Here is a 21,787-nt window from a genome sequence, read left to right on the forward strand (position 1 = left end):
AACTTGACAGGGCCTAGTGCACTGAACGGTATTTTTTATTTTATTTTAAATAAGGTTCTTAACCGGCCCACCCGTGACCCCATAACGCGATCGGCTAATCTTGAATGGAGAGCCAAATAAACGTAGACGTAGCCACCAATTGCTGCGGCAATCAGTACCACAATTAAACTAATGACTTTACCACTGCCTAATCCCAACCAGTTAACTAAGATTTCCAAAAGTCTGGTCATTACCCAAGCAACCGCAAACGTTAATAACGAATACAAGAGTACCCTGTTTGTGTCTCGACTAATTGCATGATAATTTAAGCCAAATTGACGATTCAGTGATCGAATGATGAGATAATTTGCAACGATAAATCCAGCAGCCGTTGCGACTAATGGGCCAAAACTACCCAAATAGTAAACAGCCGGCACTTGAACAATAAACTTAACAACCGTTCCAACTAGAAAGTATCTGACGGCCCGTTTATTCTGTGAAATTCCCTGCATAATAGCGGAAGTCACCGTAAAAAGTCCTAAAATAATCGAAACGTATGATGAAAATTCCAGAATTTGTGTTGCCAATTGTGCTTGTTGATGGCCGTAAAAAACGGTATTCAACGGCCCCGCAATCGCGGACATTCCTAAGGCGCTCGGCAACATGATGAATTCAAGCATCAAAAAAACGTTTGTAATTTGTCGGCTGATTTCACCGTGATCTTTTTTGGTATACGCTTCCGACAGTAACGGAACAGCAGTTATTGCCAACGCTGAGGATAAGGAAACTGTAATCATAATCAATTTATTTGAATTAGCAGCGAACATGGCAAATAAATCATTTAAATAAACTTGCGAATAATTTGCAGCTAATCTCATAATCCTAAAAAAGGTAAATTGATCAATCAGTTGAAAAATTGTAATTCCAGCTCCCAAGATAATAAACGGAACCGCCTGCTGTAATATTTCACGGTAAAGCTGCTTTGCTGGAACAATAATTTCGTTGCTACTGTTTCTTACTAGTTCTTGGAATTCATCACGTCTTCGTAAGTAATAAACGCCAAGAATGAGTAGCCCGGCTACAGCGCCAACAAATGCTGCAAATGTTGATTGAGAAACAGCAGTTACCCAGCTACCGTGCATGACGCGCATAATAACGAACGCCGTCACTAACATGTAGATAACCCGTGCTAATTGCTCAACAAATTGAGAAATCGCAGATGGTGCCATTTGCTGATATCCCTGAAAATAGCCCCTAGTCAGACTCATGGTTGGAATGATCAAGACTGCCCAAGCTAGAGAATGAAGAACCGGAATGACATTTTTATCGTCTCCAGCAAATATGGGTGCGCCAAAATAAAGTAACAAGGCACAAACGATTCCCGTTGCAGCAGCCAATACTAGCCCAAGCTTGTAAAGTCGAACGCCAACCCCATATTCATTTAGTGCATTATAATGTGCAACTTGCTTTGCTATTGCTGATGGGATTCCAGCAATCGCCGCAATTAGAAAGAAACTGTAAATATTATAACCCTTTGCAAATAGCGCGTTACCTTGAAAGAAGAGGCTACCAAACCAAATACCCCAAGGAATAATGTAAATTGCACCAAGTATTCGTGATAGAATGCTTCCCGCTGTCATCCAGGCGGAGCCATTGACCATTTGTCGTTGTGCATCAACAGTTGGTTTGCTGGTAGTGTCTTGATTTGAACTCTCAGACATTTTGTACCCTACTTTCTATTAATCAATCTTAACTATTCTAATATGAATTTAAAGACTTAGCAACGACAATTAGAAAAGCTTAACTAGCTTCTCAAAATCGAGTCTGCTATCATGGGTGCAATACATATAAAATTAAAAAAGTAAGGTCGGTTTGATTTCAATTGAGACGTAAAATTTGGCTATCCCTATTAATACTAGTTGTAATTGTGTCGATTGTTCTTGGTATCAACACAATTCATTTAAAAAAAGCGAAACTTAAGAAAACTTATTCCTTCAATTCTACCCCAACGCTCTTTGTTCACGGATGGACTGGAAGCTTAAAATCAGAATCACAAATGGTTAAAACTGCTGAAAAAATTGGCGTGGCAAAAACTGAATTAATCATTCATGTTAAGCCCAACGGTAAACTTAACTACATCGGACACTATCATCAACACGTCAAAAACCCAATCATTGAAATTGTATTCGATAACAATCGGGCTGGCGAGTTCAAAGATGCCGCTTGGATTAAATCTGTTATTAAGTCCTTAAAAAATAGGTACCATATCAAGCGATTTAATGCCGTTGGCCATTCAATGGGGAGTTATGCCCTTCTATACTATTGCTTGCTGAATGGTAAAAACCCCAACCTTCCCAAGCCCAATAAACTGGTCTTAATTGCAGGTCCATATGACGGCATCATCAATAATCATAAGCTAAATCAACCACAAACTGCGCCACTTAGCAATCTTTGGGAAGACAAGCCTAATGAAAATGCACTTTTAGCAAATGGCCGTCCAAAGATTGTTCATCCGGAATACCGTCGACTCCTTCGATTGAGAAAAAATATTCCCCGAAATATTCGCGTTTTAAATATCTATGGAAATTTGGAAAACGGCTCTAACTCTGATGGCGTCGTCACAATCACGTCGGCAAGATCACTTGGCTTTCTATTACGTGGACGAATTGCGAAATATAAAGAACTAAAAGTCGTTGGCGAAAATGCACAGCATAGCAAATTACACAAAAACAACTTTGATGTTAATAGAGGATTAATTTCCTTCCTATGGAAAAAGGAAAAGCTTGAGACCAAATAGTCTCAAGCTTTTTTTGTGGTTAACCAACCACAATATTCACAATTTTATTTGGAATAACAATCACTTTTCGAACCGTAACATCTTGTAAGTGCATCTTAACATTTTCATCTGCCAAGGCGATCTTTTCAATTTCATCCTTTGTTGCCTTAGTTGCTACCTTGATATGAGAACGAACTTTTCCGTTAACTTGAACGGCCAGCTCTACTTCATCCACAACTAATTTAGACTCATCAAACGTAGGCCATTGGGCATACGTGATTGTTTCAGTGTGTCCCAATAGTTGCCATAGCTCTTCAGTAATATGTGGGGCAATTGGCGAAAGCATCTTTACCAATCCCTCCATATAGATGATTGGCAAGTTGTCAGCTTTATACGCCTCGTTTACAAAGACCATCATCTGTGAAATGGCAACATTAAACCTTAAATTGGTCATATCGTCAGTCACGATTTTAACTGTTTCATTATAAATTTTATCGAGTTTATGATCATTCACCGTTGTTACGCGGTCGCGAAGATGATTATTATCATCGATCATAAGTCGCCAAACGCGGTCCAACCATTTATGCGCACCAGAAATTCCCTCAGTACTCCATGGCTTAGAAGCATCCAACGGGCCCATAAACATTTCGTAAATACGTAAAGTATCTGCACCATATGCGTTTACAATTTCATCAGGGTTGATGACGTTTCCTTTAGATTTAGACATCTTTTCGTGATTAGTTCCCAAAATCATTCCTTGGTTAACAAGCTTGTGGAATGGTTCCTTAGTTGGAACAACACCCAAATCATAAAGGACTTTGTGCCAGAATCTCGCGTAAAGTAAATGTAAGACGGCGTGCTCGGCACCACCAATATAAAGATCTACCGGTAACCAATACTTTAATTTTTCTGGGTCAGCGACAGCTTTGTCATTATGTGGATCGATATAGCGGAGGAAGTACCATGAGCTACCAGCCCATTGTGGCATTGTATTTGTTTCTCGCTTCCCCTTACGGCCATTCTCATCCACAACATTAACCCAGTCATCCAAATTAGCTAATGGGCTCTCACCGGTCCCTGAAGGCTCTAATTGATGAGTTGCGGGTAATTTCAACGGTAATTCATCTTCTGGAATTAGTGTTGTTTCGCCATCCTCCCAATGAATAACAGGAATTGGCTCACCCCAGTATCGTTGTCGAGAGAAAATCCAGTCTCTTAGACGGAAGTTAACCTTTTTCTTACCAACATTATGAGACTCTAACCAATCGATTGCCTTTGAAACGGCTTCTTTCTTGCCTAAACCATTCAAAAAGTCGGAGTTTATATGCACACCATCGCCAGTATAAGCTTCGTTTGCAACATCGCCGCCTTCAATAACTGGAAGAATTGGTAACTCAAATTTCTTGGCAAAATCATAATCTCGTTCATCATGAGCAGGCACGGCCATGATTGCACCCGTCCCATATGAGGCAAGTACGTAATCACCAATCCAAATTGGAACTTGTTTGCCATTAATTGGATTAATCCCATACGCACCCGTAAATACACCTGATTTATTTTTATTTAAATCAGTTCGTTCAAGATCAGACTTACTTTCAATTTGTTGCTTATAGGCATTCACCGCTTCACGCTGTTCGTCAGTTGTAATTTCGTCAACTAACTCATGTTCCGGTGCTAAAACCATGTAAGAAGCACCAAATAACGTATCGGGTCTAGTCGTAAAGACCTCAATCTTTTGATCATCACTGCCCGCCACATTGAAGAAAACGCTAGCTCCTTCAGAACGGCCAATCCAATTACGTTGTTGTTCTTTAATACTTTCAGGCCAATCCAAATCATCTAGATCATCAATCAGTCGGTCAGCATAAGCAGTAATCCGTAAAACCCATTGTCGCATTGGCACTCGGTATACGGGATAACCGCCTCGTTCTGTTTTACCGTCAATAACCTCTTCATTAGCAACTACCGTACCGCCCATGAAGTCAGGTGCCCAGTTAACCATAATTTTATCTTCGTATGCTAACCCTTTTTTATAAAGTTGCTCGAAAATCCATTGCGTCCATTTATAGTACGATGGATCCGTGGTATTAATTTCACGATCCCAATCGTATGAAAAACCAAGTGATTTAATTTGGCGTTTAAATGTTTTAATATTTTGAGCTGTAAAGTCCTTAGGATTATGCCCAGTTTTGAGCGCATATTGTTCAGCAGGTAATCCAAACGCATCCCAACCCATTGGATGAAGCACGTTATAGCCTTGCATGCGTTTCATTCGAGAAACAATGTCAGTCGCCGTATAACCTTCAGGGTGACCAACGTGTAATCCTTGACCAGATGGATAAGGAAACATATCAAGTGCGTAAAACTTCTTTTTTGATGAATCATCATACGTCTTGAAAGTTTTGTTTTCCTTCCAATAGTGTTGCCACTTTCGTTCAATAACCTCGTGATTATAAGCCAAATTTAAACGCTCCCTCTCAAAATAATAAAAATAATTTTTTTAATTTATACAAAAAAAGCCTACAAGAAGTTATCACTCCTTGTAGGACGAACTAGCCGCGGTACCACCTACGATTCCCAAAAAATGGGCTCTTAAATTCGTAACGCGAACTAAACGTCCTGATCTACTACAATTCAACCAGAAATCAATCAAGGTGAGTTCGGTTAATGAATGGGCTAAGTTCACAGCAACCACTTAGTTTCTGAACGCAATCATTTGCCTACTATTCCTCTAAAGATTAAAATTTTATAAGATGTCCTAATGCTACCAAAGCTATCCTCAAAAAGCAAGGTAGCTCAAGATAATTTGGCACTTTCTTCGTGCTATACTATGACTAGTTTATGAATGGGAGGACTCCTTTTGCAATCAAACTCACTAACAACTGAATGGAAAGTTTCCGGTATTCGCTGGTTGTTCGCCATCATTTCATTATTATTGTTCTGCATCATAGCGGTGGCCGTCAGTAAGCATCAATATTGGATTTCAGTCTTTGACTCTTGGATTATTAATCATGTGCGAGCACCTGAATTTAACTCGTATAAGCAACTAGGCATTTTTGTGACTAAAACTGGTAACCAGACCCCAGCTGGTATTCTGACGTTTGCGATCGTCGTCATTGCGTCAATTTTTAAAAACTACCGGTACGCCACTTTTTTGCTTGTTAATGTTTTACTGTTGGGCGGCCTGGGAAATTCGATTATCAAAGAAATCGTAAAACGACCACGTCCGGATGAAAATCCTTTTTTACATTTAACTTCATACAGTTTTCCAAGCGGCCATTCAATCACTGCAATGTTAACCTTTGGAACCCTTATCCTACTGATTCGCCATTTGATAAGGTCAAAGAAAATTCAAATTCCGCTTATCTTCGTCCTATGCATATGGATACTCATCATTGGAATGAGCCGAATTTATGTTGGCGTTCACTATCCAAGTGATGTATTGGCCGGATTCTTACTGGGTTACTTTTTTTTAACCCTTTCTCAAACTTTTTTCTATGGTATCAAATGGAAATAATAAAATTTGAATTTTACCAAGTTTCACGCTAATTAAGGATTACTAATCAGACAAAGCAAAAGGCTTAGCACATTTTACAATATGCCAAGCCTTTTTATGTCTACTCTAACTTATCTTGCTTTATTTCTGGTCGATCAAACCAGTTGGTTACAAATGCAATCAGAATCAAACAAACTCCCAAAATAAAGACATAATGAATTCCTTGATACAAAATATGTCGTAGAATTGGTAAAAGTTTTTCCTGAAGATCTGTTGCAGTTTTAGGATTAATTAACTTATTCATCATTGACATGGATGTCGATTGATGCGAATTAACGCCCTTCGCCATGGTCACATTCAACACAATTCCAAATACGGAAACCATCAGCGTTTGTCCAAGTGTTCGACTAAGCGTATTTAATGAAGTTGCGATTCCAATGTCCTTGGCGGAAACTTCATTTTGAACAGTAACCGTTGTTGTTGTAATCGTAATTCCAAACCCAGTTCCGCAAATTGCGGCGACTAAGTAGAACCAGCCAAATCCTGTTGAATATGGAAAGAGCGCAAAAATAGCAGATCCAATTAAAATAATCGTCAGACTAATCATCACCACTCGTTTGGGGGTCAAACTCAATAACAGTTTTCCTGCAATAAAGGACCCCACCATCCACATAATTGAGCTAGGCGCTAAAGCAAATCCGGCAATCGTAGCTGGCAAACCTTTGATTCCCTGAGCCCACATTGGAATGTAAACATCAAAACCAATAAGATAACCACTAATCAGCGCCGCAACCAAATTTTGAGTGACAAATGTTCTGTCCTTAAATAGTTCAAGAGGAATGATCGGATAGCTAACTCGTTTCTCTCGACGAATAAATAAATAGCCAGTTATAATTGCTAACACAAAAGTCCCGACCACCATGAACCAGTTTATGGTCGTTTCACTGAGCATTTGAAAAATATACATAATTGCTAACAAGGTAACTGATAGCCATAAACTCCCTTGATAATCCATCTTTGTTTTTCGAGGGACAAAGGTTTCGTGATGAAAAATAATAATTAATGCAATGACAATAATGCCAATTGGAACGTTGATAAAGAAAATCCAGTGCCACGTTAACTGATCAACAATGAACCCTCCAATTAACGGCGCTACAATAGATGCAATTCCCCATGAGGCTCCGTTAAAGCCAAGAACTTTGGCGCGCTTTTCGAATGGATAAATATCAGCAATAATCGTAAACGTCACTGGCATAATAGCACCAGCACCTATCCCTTGTACTGCCCGCCACATAATAAGCGTTCCCATGCTTTCAGATAAACCGGAGAGAGTTGACCCTATGATAAATACTGAGAGCCCAAAGACCAACACTTTTTTCCGCCCAATTGTATCTGAGAGTTTTCCGTATATCGGTGTAGCAATTGCGTTTGTCAGTAGATAGATAGAGAAAATCCAGTTCATGATTGAAACACCATGCAAATCACCAACAATCGTTGGCATTGCGGTTGAAACAATGGTCCCCTCAATTGCAGACATGAATGAAGCCACAAAAACGGCAATTGTCACAATGACGACATTACTCTTCTTTTCCAAAATTTCACCTCCGTGTTTCATCTCAATAAAAAACAGTGACAATTTTGTCAGAAAACAAAATTTATCGCTGTCCTTTTTTAGTTTCTATCGAAAAACTTCTTTAATTCATCAACCTTATCCAAATGTTCCCAAGGCAAATCAATATCTGTACGGCCAAAATGACCATATGCAGCAGTTTGCTTATAGATTGGGCGCTTCAAATCAAGCATTTTAATAATTCCTGCTGGACGAAGATCAAAAATTTGACGAATAGCACTCGTTAGCTTAACTTCCGAAACGTTTCCAGTTTCAAACGTATTAACAGAAATAGAAACTGGTTGTGCCACACCAATTGCATATGCTAATTGAACTTCAACTTGGTGAGCCAATCCTGCAGCAACAATGTTTTTTGCAATGTAGCGAGCAGCATAACTAGCTGAACGGTCTACTTTAGTGGCATCCTTTCCTGAGAAAGCACCACCACCATGACGTGCGTAACCGCCGTAGGTATCCACGATGATTTTACGGCCGGTTAGGCCTGCATCACCTTGTGGTCCACCAATCACAAAACGACCAGTTGGGTTAATGAAAAATTTTGTTTTATCATCAAGTAACTTAGCTGGAATAACAGCTTTAACGACTTGATCGATAACGTCTTTTCGAATTGTGCTTAACTCAACATCTGGATCATGTTGGGTACTAAGAACAACGGTGTCTACTCTAATTGGTTGATTATCATCATCATACTCAACCGTCACTTCAGCCTTAGCATCTGGCCGTAAGTAACTGATAACACCATCTTTTCGTAACGCAGCAATTTTTCTCATCAACCGGTGGCTTAATGAAATTGGAAGTGGCATCAGTTCAGGTGTCTCATCAATTGCATAACCGAACATCATACCCTGATCTCCGGCACCAATTTGGTCAAGTGGATCCTCATCACCCTTACGAGTCTCCAGAGAATCATCAACTCCTTGAGCAATATCCGGTGACTGCTCGTCAATCGCAACCATAACGGCACAGTTATCGCCGTCAAAGCCATACCGACCATCTGTGTAACCAATACTCTTAATGGTTTGACGAACAACATGTTGAATGTCGACATATGCCTTTGTTGAAATTTCACCAAAAACGAGTACGAGACCCGTCGTAACTGAAGTTTCACAGGCAACCCGCGCATCAGGGTCTTGTTCAAGCATCGCATCTAGGATTGCATCACTGATTTGATCAGCGATTTTATCGGGATGCCCTTCTGATACAGATTCTGAAGTAAATAAATGTTTTTCTTGCACTTTAAAATTCCCCCTATGGATTAAATACGGTTACAAGGCTTCTTCACATGAAGTGAATCCTATCGGGAATGGAAAACTCATAACTTTACAATCTTAGCACAATTAATACCCTGATGTAACGGCGAATTTTTCTAAACAGGATAATCCTTTATCACCAATAAAAAAATGCGTTATAATAATGCCTATAATTCTAAAAGTTATGGAGTAATTTAATAGTGAAATTTAACCTTGGATCACTAAATAAACAAAAGAAACTTCGAGAAATGCTCATCTACTGTTTTCTTGAAACGACAGCATGGTGGTTAATTATTTCTCGATTTACAGGTGCAAATCCTCTATCTTCCCTCACAACCCGTACGGTATCGCTCATGACCTTTAGTCTGATCAGTGCTTTCTTGATTGCTTTTATCATGGATACTAATTTCTCTTCAAATTTAATCTTGCCGATTGGAATCATCGGTTTGATTCCGATTATTCTTGATATTGAAAAGTTAACATTCCCAATCTTTGGGTTACTACTTTTGCTAATTATCGGGCTATTCGCCTCGTGCATCCCGCAATTACAACTGCAAAATTATTTTGGCCTACTTACTATCTCACTTTTAGTCGTAGCTGTTGTGCCAATTACCATCTATTATGGTCAATATCATTATTTTCCAAATGCACTGTTCACGAGTTTCATTGCTTTTTGGTTTCTAACGGCCTTTTTCTTAGAACCATATTTTACGAAAAAAACACAGTCCATCTCAATCACATCAATTGTTTTATTGGGTGCAACAGTGGTCGCTATTTTCTTCTTATCCCATATTTTTCTTGCTTTCGTCTCTGTCATATTGTTACTGGTTTCCTGGTACGCAAAACCGCTATTGCTCAAATCGCATTGGTGGTTAATCATATTTGGAATTTTACAGATTATTATCTCTTTCGCGCTTTAAGCCTTCGTCATTATGATGAGGGCTTTTTATAATGCGATGAATAAGTTTGGAAAGATAACGCCAGGCTTTTTTAATTTGATGTTCATTTGTAGTTGGTCATCCAGTGTGGTCATTAAATCCTCAAATTCAAGACGTTCGTCACCAATCCACCCTTTAAAATCAACCATTTTACATTCACCCTCGACTATTGCGTACTCCTTCTTAATGAGCAAGCCTATTCCTTCAATTGTCACCTCAATATGTAATTCCCCATCACTCATCAACATTTCTTTTAATAATTTCATACCATCATTTACCAACATAATTTCCTCCTTATTTCGACTATTTATCACTTTTACTCTAAAAATTGCTTGATTCTCCTCTTTCAAAAACTTATTACATGCTTCTAACGATCTTAAATGGGTCTGAATTGTTCTCGAAAATGAGGACAAATAGGTTCACTCCTTCTGCTTTATTACAATCTATACTAATGAATGAGAACAAAAAAACAAAGTGCTCTTGCAAACCCTTTCAAGTTGTCTTACAAACGCTTCCAAGTTCACTTTCGTTTTAATCGTTTTTTAATCGAGTCTAACAATCCTTACTCTCCCATGGGATAAGCAAATGAGAAAAAAACGGCCAAATGCGGAAAAAAACGCTAAAGTGAAAAAGGCCTTTATTTTTAAATTACGAATCCTATTAAACTGGGAAAGTGCTTTTTTTCAAGTGCACCGCAACCCCGAAAAAACGTTTTCACAACTTTTGGAATTTTCTCTTTTTTTAGCGTATTATGAAGTTGAAACCGGAAAAATATTATAATTTAATGAGGTGGTTTTCTAATGAAACTTTTCCGATTCAGTTTGATTACAATATTAAGTACGTTATTCTTTTCAATTTTATTTAATTTAAAGCCTAGACGGATAAAATAATTTTCGATGGCTTTAATGGCTGACTACAAGGAGGAGATCATAATGACTGAAATACTAATCACTACGACAGAACACATCCCTGGTAAAGAATATGAGGTCATCGGCGAGGTATTTGGCCTTACAACCCAATCCAAAAATGTTTTTAGGAATATTGGTGCTGGATTGAAGAACGTCGTTGGCGGTGAAATTAAAGATTACACCAACATGCTAACCGAATCTCGAGACATTGCGATTGACCGCTTAAGGAAAAATGCGGCTGACATGGGCGGCGATGCCGTCGTTATGATGCGCTTTGACTCTGGATCAATTGGTACTGACATGCAATCAGTCGCCGCTTATGGAACTGCAGTTAAATTTATATAAAACAAAAGGGCCTATTAAAGTATGATAATCATACTTTAATAGGCCCTTTTTAGTAAGGAGAGTACAGGATTTGAACCTGCGCGCCGGTATAAGCCGGTTCGACGGATTTCGAGTCCGTTGCATTACCACTCTGCCAACTCTCCATAAGTAGCGTACTTATTAAGTATAGCAATTTTGACAACTTCTGCCAAGTTGGACTTAACAAAAATAGTACGCTTTATTATTAATATTCCATCAAACTAAAAATATCGTAATCGCTTATCTTTTCACGACCATGCAGATCCTTTAATTCAATGATAAAGGCGGTTCCAACAACAATGCCACCCAATTCCTCAACCAGTTTAATGGTTGCACTGATTGTGCCACCAGTAGCCAACAAATCATCAGTTACTAGGACCTTTTGACCTGGCTTGATAGCATCTTTATGCAGATAAAGAGCTGAAGTACCATACTCAAGATCATACGTTGCTTTCACGGTCTCTCGAGGTAGCTTTCCCTGTTTACGAGCGGGTGCGAAGCCAATACCAAGTTCATAGGCAATTGGACAACCAACAATAAAGCCTCTCGCTTCTGGGCCAACAACCATTTCAGCACCTTTATCCTTTGCATAATCGACCAACTTATCCGTTGCTTCACGGTAAGCCGCGCCATCAGCCATCAAAGGTGAAATATCTCGAAAAATAACGCCCTTTTCTGGGTAATCAGGTACACTCGCAATATATTTGGTTAAATCCAATGCCATTAAATAGCAACTCCTTTAATTCGTTAAACTAGCTGCGTTTGCAACCAAACTTTTAGCTCATTTGCATTACTTAGCAGTAGTTTTTCTTCTGTTTCAATTTGTTGTTCTCTTAATTGATAGCTTGGAGCAGCTGCTAAATCGACTCTACTTGGTTTAGCAGCGCCACTCATTAGGCCTTGACTAACCTGAACGAACCCTACCTCAAAGAAAACTTGTATCATAAATACTAATACGTTCCGATTAATTTCTAAATACTTTGCCAATTCATCCATTTGATGGGCAATATCAACATTTCTGTGTGTTTCCACGAACTTAAACAGTTTAGCATACTGAGCGCGTTCTGGCATCCCCAAAAGCGAAATAGGCTGCTTTTTGTACAAATACAGCACAATTTTGCTAGGTTTTACTTGTTTAAGAATGCCCCCTAGGTCTTCAATTGTATCTGGACAATCAACAATATAGATAACCGTTTCCGGATTAACTTGCTGGATTGAAAAATCTTCAAAAAGGATACCTTGGGCATTCTCTCCTATAAACGGAAGCAATTGGGTCATTATTTTCTTATGGAAAAAGAGGTAAACACCAGGTTTTTGAAACATTTGTTGGTTTAATTGATTCGTTCGTTTAATAAAGAGCTGAGTCCCACTCACAAGAACATCCTTTACCATTACTTGTAGGGTAGATCTACCTTTCCAAACGTTAAGATCTAGGCAACCAATAATTTCAGTGTCATTCGGGCCATTCTGAATGTCTTTTGCAAGCGATCCTTTTCCAAACGCAATGGCGTCTAAGGATTTCCCATTCTGTCCTAATTTAAAACGTAAATGCGTTTTATCTGCACCCATTACCTTTACGCCAGAAATACTGTCTGGGTCAAATCGAAAAAGTGGTTCAAGGTTATCAGTTCCAAACGGTGCAAGTCGCTTCATCAAGTGGAAAAAGTCCATTGTTGTATCGGCTAAATTTAGCGTAGCTGCAACCTTAACTTGCGACCTTTCTTGCTCACTTAATTTTTGCTTGTCGGCTTCTTGCTCAAGTGCCTCTCGAACTTGATTAATGTTATCAATAGTCGTGGTCATTCCCACGGCCATCGCATGACCACCAAAATTGACCATTAAATCACGATGTCCATCTAAAGCAGAAAAAAGATCGAAGCCATCAACGCTTCTCCCCGATCCCTTGGCCCGTCCGGTTGTAGAATCACGATTTAAAACAATGGTCGGTTTTCCCGTTTTTTCAACGATACGACTCGCAACTATTCCTAAAACACCTTCATGCCAATTATTACCATCAATAATTAACGTTTGGCTGTTACGATTAGTTTCTGTGTCAGCCTGCGCTTCAGCTTCTAAACTGATTTGTTTAACTAATTCCTGTCGTTCTTTATTTTGGCTTTCAACATCTCGAGCGAGTTCTGTTGCTCGATCTTCATCAACCGTTGTTAGGAGCTCAACCGCTGGTGCAGCATCATTTAGTCGACCTAACGCGTTCAGTCTTGGTGCGATGCCAAATCCAATACTTTGCTCATCAAGTTCTTCAGGATTAATTTTGGCTTCTTTAATCAAAGCTGATAACCCTAACCTGGCAGTTTGCGAAATTGCTTGTAACCCATAATAAACGAGTACTCGATTTTCTCCAGTCATTGGCACTAAATCAGCAACTGTCCCAATTGCCACTAAATCAAGTGCGTCCTGTGGTATCTCTTGTAGAAGTGCGGTCACCACTTTAAACGCAACACCTGCCCCTGAAAGGCCCCCAAATGGATAGTTACTTCCTGGAAATCTGGGGTGAATAATCGCGTAAGCATCTGGTAGTTGTTCAGGTAATTCGTGATGATCGGTTACAACAACATCACAGTTCAACTTATTGGCGGCGGCGATGGCTTCATTACCAGAAACCCCATTATCTACTGTAATAATTAAAGTTGTCCCGTTCTCGATTATTTTTTTTAAGGCTTCGACGTTTGGCCCATAACCATCACTAAATCGATTTGGAATATAAAACTCAACCTCAGCGCCAAGCTGGTCCAATGCCTCATACATAATGGCGGTGCTAGTGACGCCATCAGCATCATAGTCCCCGTAAACGGTTATTTTTTCGCTGTTTGAAACAGCTTCCTCAATACGATCAATTCCACGTTGCATATCATGCATTAATAAAGGATCAGCTAATTGATCAGGATTCGGATTCAAAAAGTTTTGAATTGAATCTGCATCTTCATAGCCTCTATTAATTAATATTTGGCAAATAATCGGATCAAGTTCTAATTCCTGACCTAATTTTTTTGCTTCATCAGATGGTTGATCAACATTTTTAACATTCCATTTATATTGTGATTTTATCAATTGACCAAACGCTCCCTACTCTCAATGACGATTTTTTGCGAGTTGTTCCCATTAATGTCTAGATTTATCAAATGGAACTTCTATCTCATCAAAATCCTTCACAACTTTAGTGTCTGAAAATACCTTTTTGGCTTCTTTTTCAAGTTCATGCGCCATTTTAGAGGTATATCTTGCTGAAATGTGCGTTAGTAAAAGTTTCTTAACGCCCACCTTCTTCGCAACTTGAGCAGCTTGGATGTTAGTTGAATGATAATAGTTATAGGCCAAGTTGCCCTCACCTTTTCCAAAAGTACTTTCATGAACTAATACATCAGCATTAGTCGCAAGCTCTGCAATATTAGCCGTTTTTCTCGTATCACTAATAACGGTAATAATTCGGCCTTTTTGTGCGTTACCAATAAAATCTTGACCATCTAAAACGCGACCATCAGGGAGTTCAACCGTTTCCCCTTTCTTAAGTCGACCGTAAAGTGGTCCAAAGGGAACGTTGGCTGCCTTTACCTTATCTGCCATTAGCTCACCTGGATGATCTTTTTCAACAACTCGGTAGCCAAAACAATCTATCTTATGATCTAAAGGTGCCATATAGACGGTAAATTTATCATCATCATAAATTTCCCCAGGCTTTTCTAACTCTTCAAACTTAATAAAATAGGACAGTTTTGTTTCTGTGACGTGTAAACTCGTCATGACAAAATTTTTAATTCCTTTTGGTCCGTATATCGTTAACGGTGTTTCTCCACCTTGAAATGAGCGGCTACTTAACAAGCCAGGTAATCCAAAAATATGATCCCCATGCAAATGTGAGATAAATATTTTATCAATCTTTCTCGGTTTTAATGTTGTTCGAAGTATTTGCTGTTGTGTCCCTTCTCCACAATCGAAGAGCCACACTGAGTTCCGCTCTTCCAGGAGCTTTAAAGCAAGACTTGAAACGTTTCTAAACTTTCCTGGTACACCTGCACCAGTTCCTAAGAATTCTAATTGCATATTGTTATCCTTTTCTAACTTAATAGTCTACTTTTATAATTAATCCATTTAAATTTTACTTTCATTTTTGCCTTATCAATTGTAGCATACATATAGGAAATTGCGATTTATTAATCGCGGAATTGAGGATAAAATGCAGCTTTCAGACTTTCGAATAATGAGCTCTGATCTAAGACCTGACCTACTAATATACGTCGAGTATCTCGGTAAACAATTACCGGTTGTCGATACTTTCCTAAATAAAAATACTCTGGTACTCTTAGGTGGTGACAAAGAACCGCTATCCTTAACCTCATTACTTAATATCACGAAAGAATTGTCCGAATCTCTTAGTATTTTTGTAAAAAAAGATTCGCCGACTCGGGTTTATGGATTCAAAATTGAAGGAAATAAAATTATCATTAATTAGGAGACCATCCATGAATAAAAAGTTTTTAGTAACCGCAATATTGCTGCCATTACTCCTTTTGGCAGGATGTCAATCTACGAGCAAACCATCAGAGAATGATAGCAGTCACAATTCAGTAAAAACTTCCGAATCCTCTAAAGCAAGCGAATCAAGTAAACTTCAAGCTTCGAAGAACGAGACTCAAGCCAACTTTTCCGTTCCATCAAAGGATAAAAAGAGTGAACAATACGTTAAGAGTGGTAAATTGACTAAAATTAATCAATTTAGTTATGATTCGTTAGGAACTAAGCTCACCCTAAAAAGCAGTAAAACGAGTCATTTAATCACCCAAAATAAGCAAATTAAATATGAACTGACCAACCATAAAATTTATCAGAATAAAGCGACTACTAGTCGAGCAGTCGATGCAGCAGAAACTGCCTTTTCTACCGTAAAGATAGGATCTTCTTATACCACGCTTCAGCTAAAATTCACGGTCACTAATTATTTAAACAAACCTATTTTAATAGATGGTGTCAGTCGAATTAAGTTTAATAATGCAGGAACAGTTAGTTCTGCGTCTGGACTGAGTGATTCAAGTGCCGGCCAACAAATCAAGGCGAATTCATCAAAAAGTTTTTTTGCCATGGCACTGCTACCTAATGATCGTTTGAAAAAGCTTAATCCCGTTTCAATCAGTTTTTCTGGTGGATATAATTCTACCGGTTCCCAAATTGCTAAAACACCAGCAACTCTTCAATTACAATTGGAATAATAAAAAGACAAAATCGACCTGCACAGGAAGATTTTGTCTTTTTTTATTTCTCAGTTTTTGTCATTGATCTAGCAACTAAACCAGCCAAATATTTGTTACCCGTCGGATTAGGGTGAACGTGGTCATCATAGAACCATTTACTTTGATTTTTACTAATTGAATGCCAATCAATAATCTTCAAATTATCATAGTGTGCAGGCGCTTCCTGCAGTTTTTGATTAACTTCACGTTCCCAATTTCGCGTTGGCACATGCGTATTAATCCAATAGACATGCCGTTTAGGACCAATTGCCTTCATAACGTCATCCAGTTGATCATCAGACATTGGGCTGTTCGTACCTAGATTAATCAGAACCGTATCATTTAACTGACCTTTCGCAGCCAGCCCCTTAATAACATCGGGAGCATCCCAAATTTGACGTCCAACTTTTGCAGAAATAATCATTTGTGGAAAAATCCGTTGCAAATCTGCTGAATTATCCGCCAAAATTGAATCACCCACTGCTGTCACTTTCATAACTTTAGCCTTGTCCAATTCAGTTTTAGATAGTTGATAATCCGTTGCAATTGCTTTTTCCTCACCAGTTAGACTGGCAGTTTTTTTAGATTCCAGCTTTTCAGTTGCTTGTGAGGAGCTTTTAGATTCGGCTTGTTTTTTCTTGATTGCTTTATTGCGTGCATTGGCAGCTTTTGTGTTGGTAGCAATTTTCTTTTGAAGTGCCAAATCGCCTTGATTTGCTCGACTTGGCTTCGTCACAGCACCCGTCATGGCAACAATTAGGATTAAGATAGCGGGAACCAACCATAGACGTTTCCATCCATACGGAGACTGCTTCTTAACAAACCTTCGAATCGAAGTACCTATATGACGATAGTGATACTTTCGAAGTGGCCCTTCTAGATATCGATATGAAAGATCACTTGCTACTAAAATTAAAATAACTTCGATAGCCGCGTGAAAAAGTGGATGAGCTGCAATATTAGTCATTTTGGCTTCGTAAAAAATCATAATTGGAAATTGATACAAATAAATACCATAGCTCCGCTTTCCTACCCAACTGAAAACGGGATTGGAAAATAATCGATTCATATCCGCACCCGGATGGGCGATTGTGGCAACTAAAATCGTTGAGAAAATAGTGAAAAGGAACATCCCACCAACATAGGTGAATCGGCTTTGACCTGACATTAAGAAAAACATCGCAATAATAATGATTAGACTAGCCACGCCCACACCGTTTAATGTAAATCGCAACCTTTGCGAGATGACTGGTTTTAACTTAGTAGCCGGCCAAACAAACGCAAGCGCAACACCAAACAGAACAGCAAATAATCTAGTATCAGTCCCGTAATAAACCCGATTGGATGATGCACCGCCGATTGTTAAAGCTGCCATCAAAATTCCGGACAAAATTGCTAATGAAAGTAAAATTTGAAAAATCTGCTTTCGTTGCTTAACGAGTGCAAGCAGTCCAATTAAGAGCAGTGGCCAAATAAAGTAGAATTGGCCTTCAATCGAAAGTGACCATAAATGAGTAAACGGAGACTCACCATTAAATCTATCAAAATAGGACTGTCCGTGACCAATTTCCCACCAATTATAAATGTACAGGAAATTAGTCCAAATGATATCTTTTAACCCGGTCAGAAGACTTCGCTGAAACAGCGTAATATACGCGGCAGTTGCTAAAACCATTGCAACCAGTGCCGGATACAACCGCTTTAATCGCCGTTCATAAAAACCCACTAAATCAATTCGTCGGTTTTGTTCATATTCTTGTAAAAGTAAATCCGTAATCAAGTATCCAGATACCACAAAGAAAATGGGTACTCCTAGATATCCCCCTTGAAGTCGGTACGGTAGCAAATGATAGACAATGACACCAATTACCGCCAGCGTCCTAATACCATCAAAGCCAGTGATGTAACGACTATTTTTAAGTCGTCGCTCATTTGTCTTTTCCATTAAAACTTCCCCTTTTTATCGGCCCCTATTTGCCAATGACAACTCTATTCCACGTACTCAAAAGTGAAATCTTCAATTTGAACAAGATCACCATTTTTTGCACCCATTTCTTGCAGTTCATCATCGATACCCATTCCACGCATCTGCCTTGAGAATCTAGTTAAACTAGCCTCATGGTTTAAATCTGTCATTTGGAATAATTTCTCAATTCGCTGACCAGTTAATACCCAGGTTCCATCTTCATCTTGATTAATTTCAAAATCTGGAACGTTCTCAGGAATAACATCTTCTTCTGTCTCCAAATCATCAAGACCCTTAACTGGGAATTGAGGCGTCTTATCCAATAACTCAACAGTTTGAATAATTAATTGCTTCAGTCCGCTATGAGTCACAGCCGATATGGCAAAGATTTGCGGTTGATTTGGTAATGTTGTATCTTCCGCAAGCTGCTTTTTGAACTCTTCTAAATTTTCCGCAGCCTCTGGAATATCCATCTTTGTCGCCACAATAATTTGTGGTCTATCAAGAAGGCCTTCATCATACTTCCTTAACTCATCGTTAATTTTGTGAAAGTCATCAAATGGATCGCGATCTTCTGCCCCACTCATGTCAATTAAATGAAGCAACACACGAGTTCGTTCAATATGACGCAAGAATTGAATTCCTAGGCCAACACCATCTGCAGCCCCTTCAATCAGACCGGGCAAATCTGCAACAGCAAAATCACGGCCATCATCAAGCTTTACCATCCCTAAGTTAGGGACTAATGTCGTAAAGTGATATTCTCCGATCTTAGGCCTTGCACTTGTAATAACTGACAGTAACGTCGACTTTCCAACCGATGGGAATCCAATCAACCCAACATCGGCCAACATTTTAAGTTCAAGTTTAACTCGACGTTCTACTCCTGGTTCACCATTTTCTGCAAACTCAGGTGCCGGATTCTTTGGTGAGGCAAATCGAATATTACCTCTTCCACCGCGACCACCTGCGGCCACAATAATCTGATCATTAGAATCTACCAAGTCACCGATAACAGCGTTGGTTTCTTCATCGATTACAGTTGTTCCTTGAGGGACACGAATAATCCGATCATCGGCTCCTGCGCCTGTCATCCCTTTTATACCACCATTGGTTCCACTATTAGCTTTAAATTTTTGATTATATCTAAAGTCCATCAGGGTTCTTAGCCCCTCGTCTGCTCTAAAGACAACGTTGCCGCCACGGCCGCCATCGCCACCGGCTGGGCCACCATTTGGAACGTACTTTTCTCGTCTAAAGGCAACCATTCCGTTGCCGCCATTACCAGCTTTTACGTTTATTGTTACTTGATCTACAAACATTTATATTCCTCATTCTCTATCTGACGTTTTTCCTTTTTCCGAAGTTGTTATCCCCAAGATTATAACATGTTCTCCAACTGCTTCATAGTTGGTTATTGGCTGGTTTCATTCTGCTTTAGCGTTACTTTGATGGTGTCGACAACTGTGGTTGAAATACCAAGTTCTTTTAATTCATCAGGAGCGGCTTCAGCAATTTTTTTGATTGATCCAAATTTTCTAAGCAATTTATTTCTCGTTTTTGGGCCAACTCCTGGAATATCATCCAGTCTAGAGCTCAAAGAATGCTTTGAATGAACTTGCCGATGAAATGTTATTGCAAATCGATGAACCTCATCCTGAATTCTTTGAAGCAAATAGAACCCTTGAGATTTTGGATCCAAATGAAGCGGCGTATCACCTTCACTTGCAAGTAAATCTGCTGTTTTATGTTTATCATTTTTAACCATTGCAGCAACTGGGATATCTAAGCCCAGTTCATTTTCCATCACATCTTTTGCCGCATTAAGTTGAATATCGCCACCATCCATCAAAACGAGGTCTGGCATCTTAGCGTGCTCCTTCAGTAAACGTGTGTAACGCCGTCGAATGACTTCACGTGTACTGGCAGCTTCATCGGCGTGATCCACCGTTCGCAATTTATATTTACGATACAAGCTTTTATTAGGTTGTCCATCAATAAAGACGACCATCGCGGATACTAAATCAGCACCTTGAATATGAGAATGATCAAACGCCTCAATTTTATGGCCAGGCGCAATTCCTAGTGCCTTAGTAATCTCTTCCATTGCGCCAACCGTTTTCTGCTCATCAAGTTCCAGTAAACGAAACTTCTCTTCTAGCACGAGTCTGGAGTTCTTACCGGCCATTTCTAGCAATGATCGCTTTTCTCCCCTGACTGGAGTTCTAACTGGTAACTGTAAAATATCACTTAGAATTTCGTGGGGAATTTCTTTTGGAACCAGTATCTCTCGTGGTAACACATTATTTTTCCGATTATAAAATTGAAGGATAAAAGTGGTCATTTCCTCAATAGCATCGTTAACAACTGGGAATAGCCGTTTTTCACGTTTCATTAGGCGCGACTGGCGAATAAAGAATACCTGAATTGAAAGCCACCCTTTATCAAAGTAGAAGTTAAAAATATCTCTCGGTGTTCGGTCATTTGAAATAATTTTTTGCTTTTCAACAGTGACTTCGATGTAGTGAATCTGATCGCGCAATTCTGCTGCTCGTTCAAATTCCATGCTTTGCGCTGCTTTATCCATTCTTATTTTCAAATCTTTCTTTACATCTGCGACATTACCATTTAAGAAAGATTTTATTTTCTTTATTTGCTCTTCATATTCCTCAACTGGGACCTCTTTAAAGCAAGCCCCCAGACATTGTCCCATGTGATAGTAAAGACAAGGACGATGCTGGTAACCATTACAACGTCGCAACGGATAAACTTTTTCAAGGAAGTGTAACGTTTCTTCAGCTGCATAAACATTTGGATAAGGTCCAAAGTAAAACCCACCATCTTTACGAACGCTACTAACAATCTTCAATTGAGGATCACGTTCATTCGTAATTTTAATATATGGGTATCCAGTTCCCTGTTTGAGTTTAATATTGTAATGTGGTTGATGTTTTTGAATTAATGTAATTTCAAGAAGAAAGGCTTCTTTATCAGTGGAGGTAATAATCGTTTCAAAATCAGCTATTTCAGACACCAAATGGGCTGTTTTCCCATCATGATGACTTTTAAAATAGGACCGCACCCGATTCTTTAAATTTTTTGCCTTCCCAACGTAAATAATTTTGCCATTTATGTTCTTCATCAAATAACAACCAGGAAGTCCAGGAAGTAGTGCTAGCTTATGTTCAATATGCTCTGAAGCCATCAAAATCCCCCCTATAGTCTTTAAATTCAGCTA

16 protein-coding genes, 1 tRNA gene, 1 riboswitch and 1 other annotated feature are annotated in these 21,787 nt (G+C 39.1%); of the genes, 5 read left to right on the forward strand and 12 right to left on the reverse strand.

The genetic code is table 11. From position 1 onward, the window contains the following. Positions 1-35: 35 nt before the first annotated feature. Positions 36-1,700 (reverse strand): putative polysaccharide biosynthesis protein, encoded by a 1,665-nt coding sequence (locus FD44_RS00595; RefSeq protein WP_010620022.1) that lies wholly within the window; start codon positions 1,698-1,700, stop codon positions 36-38. 161 nt (positions 1,701-1,861) lie between these two features. Here FD44_RS00595 and FD44_RS00600 point away from each other — a divergent pair, with 161 nt between their 5' ends. Further along, on the forward strand, positions 1,862-2,776 hold the full coding sequence (locus FD44_RS00600; RefSeq protein ID WP_050899322.1) for an alpha/beta hydrolase: 915 nt from the start codon (positions 1,862-1,864) through the stop codon (positions 2,774-2,776). Between the two features lie 19 nt (positions 2,777-2,795). Here the strand turns inward: FD44_RS00600 and leuS are convergent, their stop codons facing one another. Next, a complete protein-coding gene (leuS, locus tag FD44_RS00605; protein ID WP_010620024.1) occupies positions 2,796-5,216 on the reverse strand; it encodes a leucine--tRNA ligase in 2,421 nt (806 codons plus the stop codon). Positions 5,217-5,295: 79 nt separating this feature from the next. Continuing rightward, positions 5,296-5,499 (reverse strand) — a binding site (T-box leader). 116 nt (positions 5,500-5,615) lie between these two features. Between leuS and FD44_RS00610 the strand changes: the two genes are divergently transcribed. Further along, entirely contained in the window at positions 5,616-6,272 is a 657-nt protein-coding gene (locus FD44_RS00610; protein WP_010620025.1) for a phosphatase PAP2 family protein, read from the forward strand. 100 nt (positions 6,273-6,372) lie between these two features. Here FD44_RS00610 and FD44_RS00615 read toward each other — a convergent pair whose 3' ends face one another. Further along, positions 6,373-7,866 (reverse strand): MDR family MFS transporter, encoded by a 1,494-nt coding sequence (locus tag FD44_RS00615; protein ID WP_033445234.1) that lies wholly within the window; start codon positions 7,864-7,866, stop codon positions 6,373-6,375. Positions 7,867-7,922: 56 nt separating this feature from the next. After that, the gene (gene metK / locus FD44_RS00620) at positions 7,923-9,116 is read right to left on the reverse strand and encodes a methionine adenosyltransferase (protein ID WP_010620027.1); all 1,194 of its coding nucleotides are present in this window, start codon (positions 9,114-9,116) and stop codon (positions 7,923-7,925) included. Next, a riboswitch (SMK box riboswitch) is annotated at positions 9,114-9,204 on the reverse strand. It overlaps the preceding gene by 3 nt. Positions 9,205-9,331: 127 nt before the next feature. Between metK and FD44_RS00625 the strand changes: the two genes are divergently transcribed. Then, positions 9,332-10,051, forward strand: a complete 720-nt coding sequence (locus FD44_RS00625; protein WP_010620028.1) for a hypothetical protein — start codon at positions 9,332-9,334, stop codon at positions 10,049-10,051. A gap of 26 nt (positions 10,052-10,077) precedes the next feature. On the opposite strand, the gene FD44_RS00630 is transcribed toward FD44_RS00625, so the two are convergent. Further along, positions 10,078-10,353, reverse strand: a complete 276-nt coding sequence (locus FD44_RS00630; protein WP_029327561.1) for a hypothetical protein — start codon at positions 10,351-10,353, stop codon at positions 10,078-10,080. Between the two features lie 648 nt (positions 10,354-11,001). Between FD44_RS00630 and FD44_RS00640 the strand changes: the two genes are divergently transcribed. Then, the gene (locus FD44_RS00640; protein ID WP_010620031.1) at positions 11,002-11,322 is read left to right on the forward strand and encodes a heavy metal-binding domain-containing protein; all 321 of its coding nucleotides are present in this window, start codon (positions 11,002-11,004) and stop codon (positions 11,320-11,322) included. Positions 11,323-11,377: 55 nt separating this feature from the next. Here FD44_RS00640 and FD44_RS00645 read toward each other — a convergent pair. The 4 genes from FD44_RS00645 to rnz all read right to left on the reverse strand — a co-directional run bounded on the left by FD44_RS00645 (position 11,378) and on the right by rnz (position 15,399). Then, positions 11,378-11,465 (reverse strand) — tRNA-Ser (locus FD44_RS00645). Between the two features lie 80 nt (positions 11,466-11,545). After that, complete coding sequence (locus FD44_RS00650; RefSeq protein ID WP_029327562.1) at positions 11,546-12,064, reverse strand: adenine phosphoribosyltransferase; 519 nt, start codon at positions 12,062-12,064, stop codon at positions 11,546-11,548. A 23-nt stretch (positions 12,065-12,087) separates the two neighbouring features. Next, positions 12,088-14,409, reverse strand: coding sequence for a single-stranded-DNA-specific exonuclease RecJ (gene recJ, locus FD44_RS00655; protein ID WP_010620033.1), 2,322 nt, complete (start codon positions 14,407-14,409; stop codon positions 12,088-12,090). A 51-nt stretch (positions 14,410-14,460) separates the two neighbouring features. Then, entirely contained in the window at positions 14,461-15,399 is a 939-nt protein-coding gene (gene rnz, locus FD44_RS00660; protein WP_010620034.1) for a ribonuclease Z, read from the reverse strand. Between the two features lie 419 nt (positions 15,400-15,818). On the opposite strand from rnz, the gene FD44_RS00670 reads away from it, so the two are divergent. Beyond that, positions 15,819-16,562, forward strand: coding sequence for a hypothetical protein (locus FD44_RS00670; protein WP_010620036.1), 744 nt, complete (start codon positions 15,819-15,821; stop codon positions 16,560-16,562). A 43-nt stretch (positions 16,563-16,605) separates the two neighbouring features. On the opposite strand, the gene FD44_RS00675 is transcribed toward FD44_RS00670, so the two are convergent. The 3 genes from FD44_RS00675 to uvrC form a co-directional block, all read right to left on the reverse strand. Then, positions 16,606-18,528 (reverse strand): acyltransferase family protein, encoded by a 1,923-nt coding sequence (locus tag FD44_RS00675; RefSeq protein ID WP_010620037.1) that lies wholly within the window; start codon positions 18,526-18,528, stop codon positions 16,606-16,608. A 44-nt stretch (positions 18,529-18,572) separates the two neighbouring features. Further along, positions 18,573-19,871 carry a GTPase ObgE gene (gene obgE, locus FD44_RS00680; protein WP_010620038.1) on the reverse strand — a complete coding sequence of 433 codons (1,299 nt, stop codon included), beginning with the start codon at positions 19,869-19,871 and terminating at the stop codon, positions 18,573-18,575. A 92-nt stretch (positions 19,872-19,963) separates the two neighbouring features. Next, complete coding sequence (gene uvrC, locus FD44_RS00685) at positions 19,964-21,754, reverse strand: excinuclease ABC subunit UvrC (RefSeq protein ID WP_010620039.1); 1,791 nt, start codon at positions 21,752-21,754, stop codon at positions 19,964-19,966. Positions 21,755-21,787: the final 33 nt, after the last annotated feature.

Origin of the sequence: Secundilactobacillus malefermentans DSM 5705 = KCTC 3548 (genome assembly GCF_001436395.1) — a bacterium.
Lineage (GTDB): Bacteria > Bacillota > Bacilli > Lactobacillales > Lactobacillaceae > Secundilactobacillus > Secundilactobacillus malefermentans.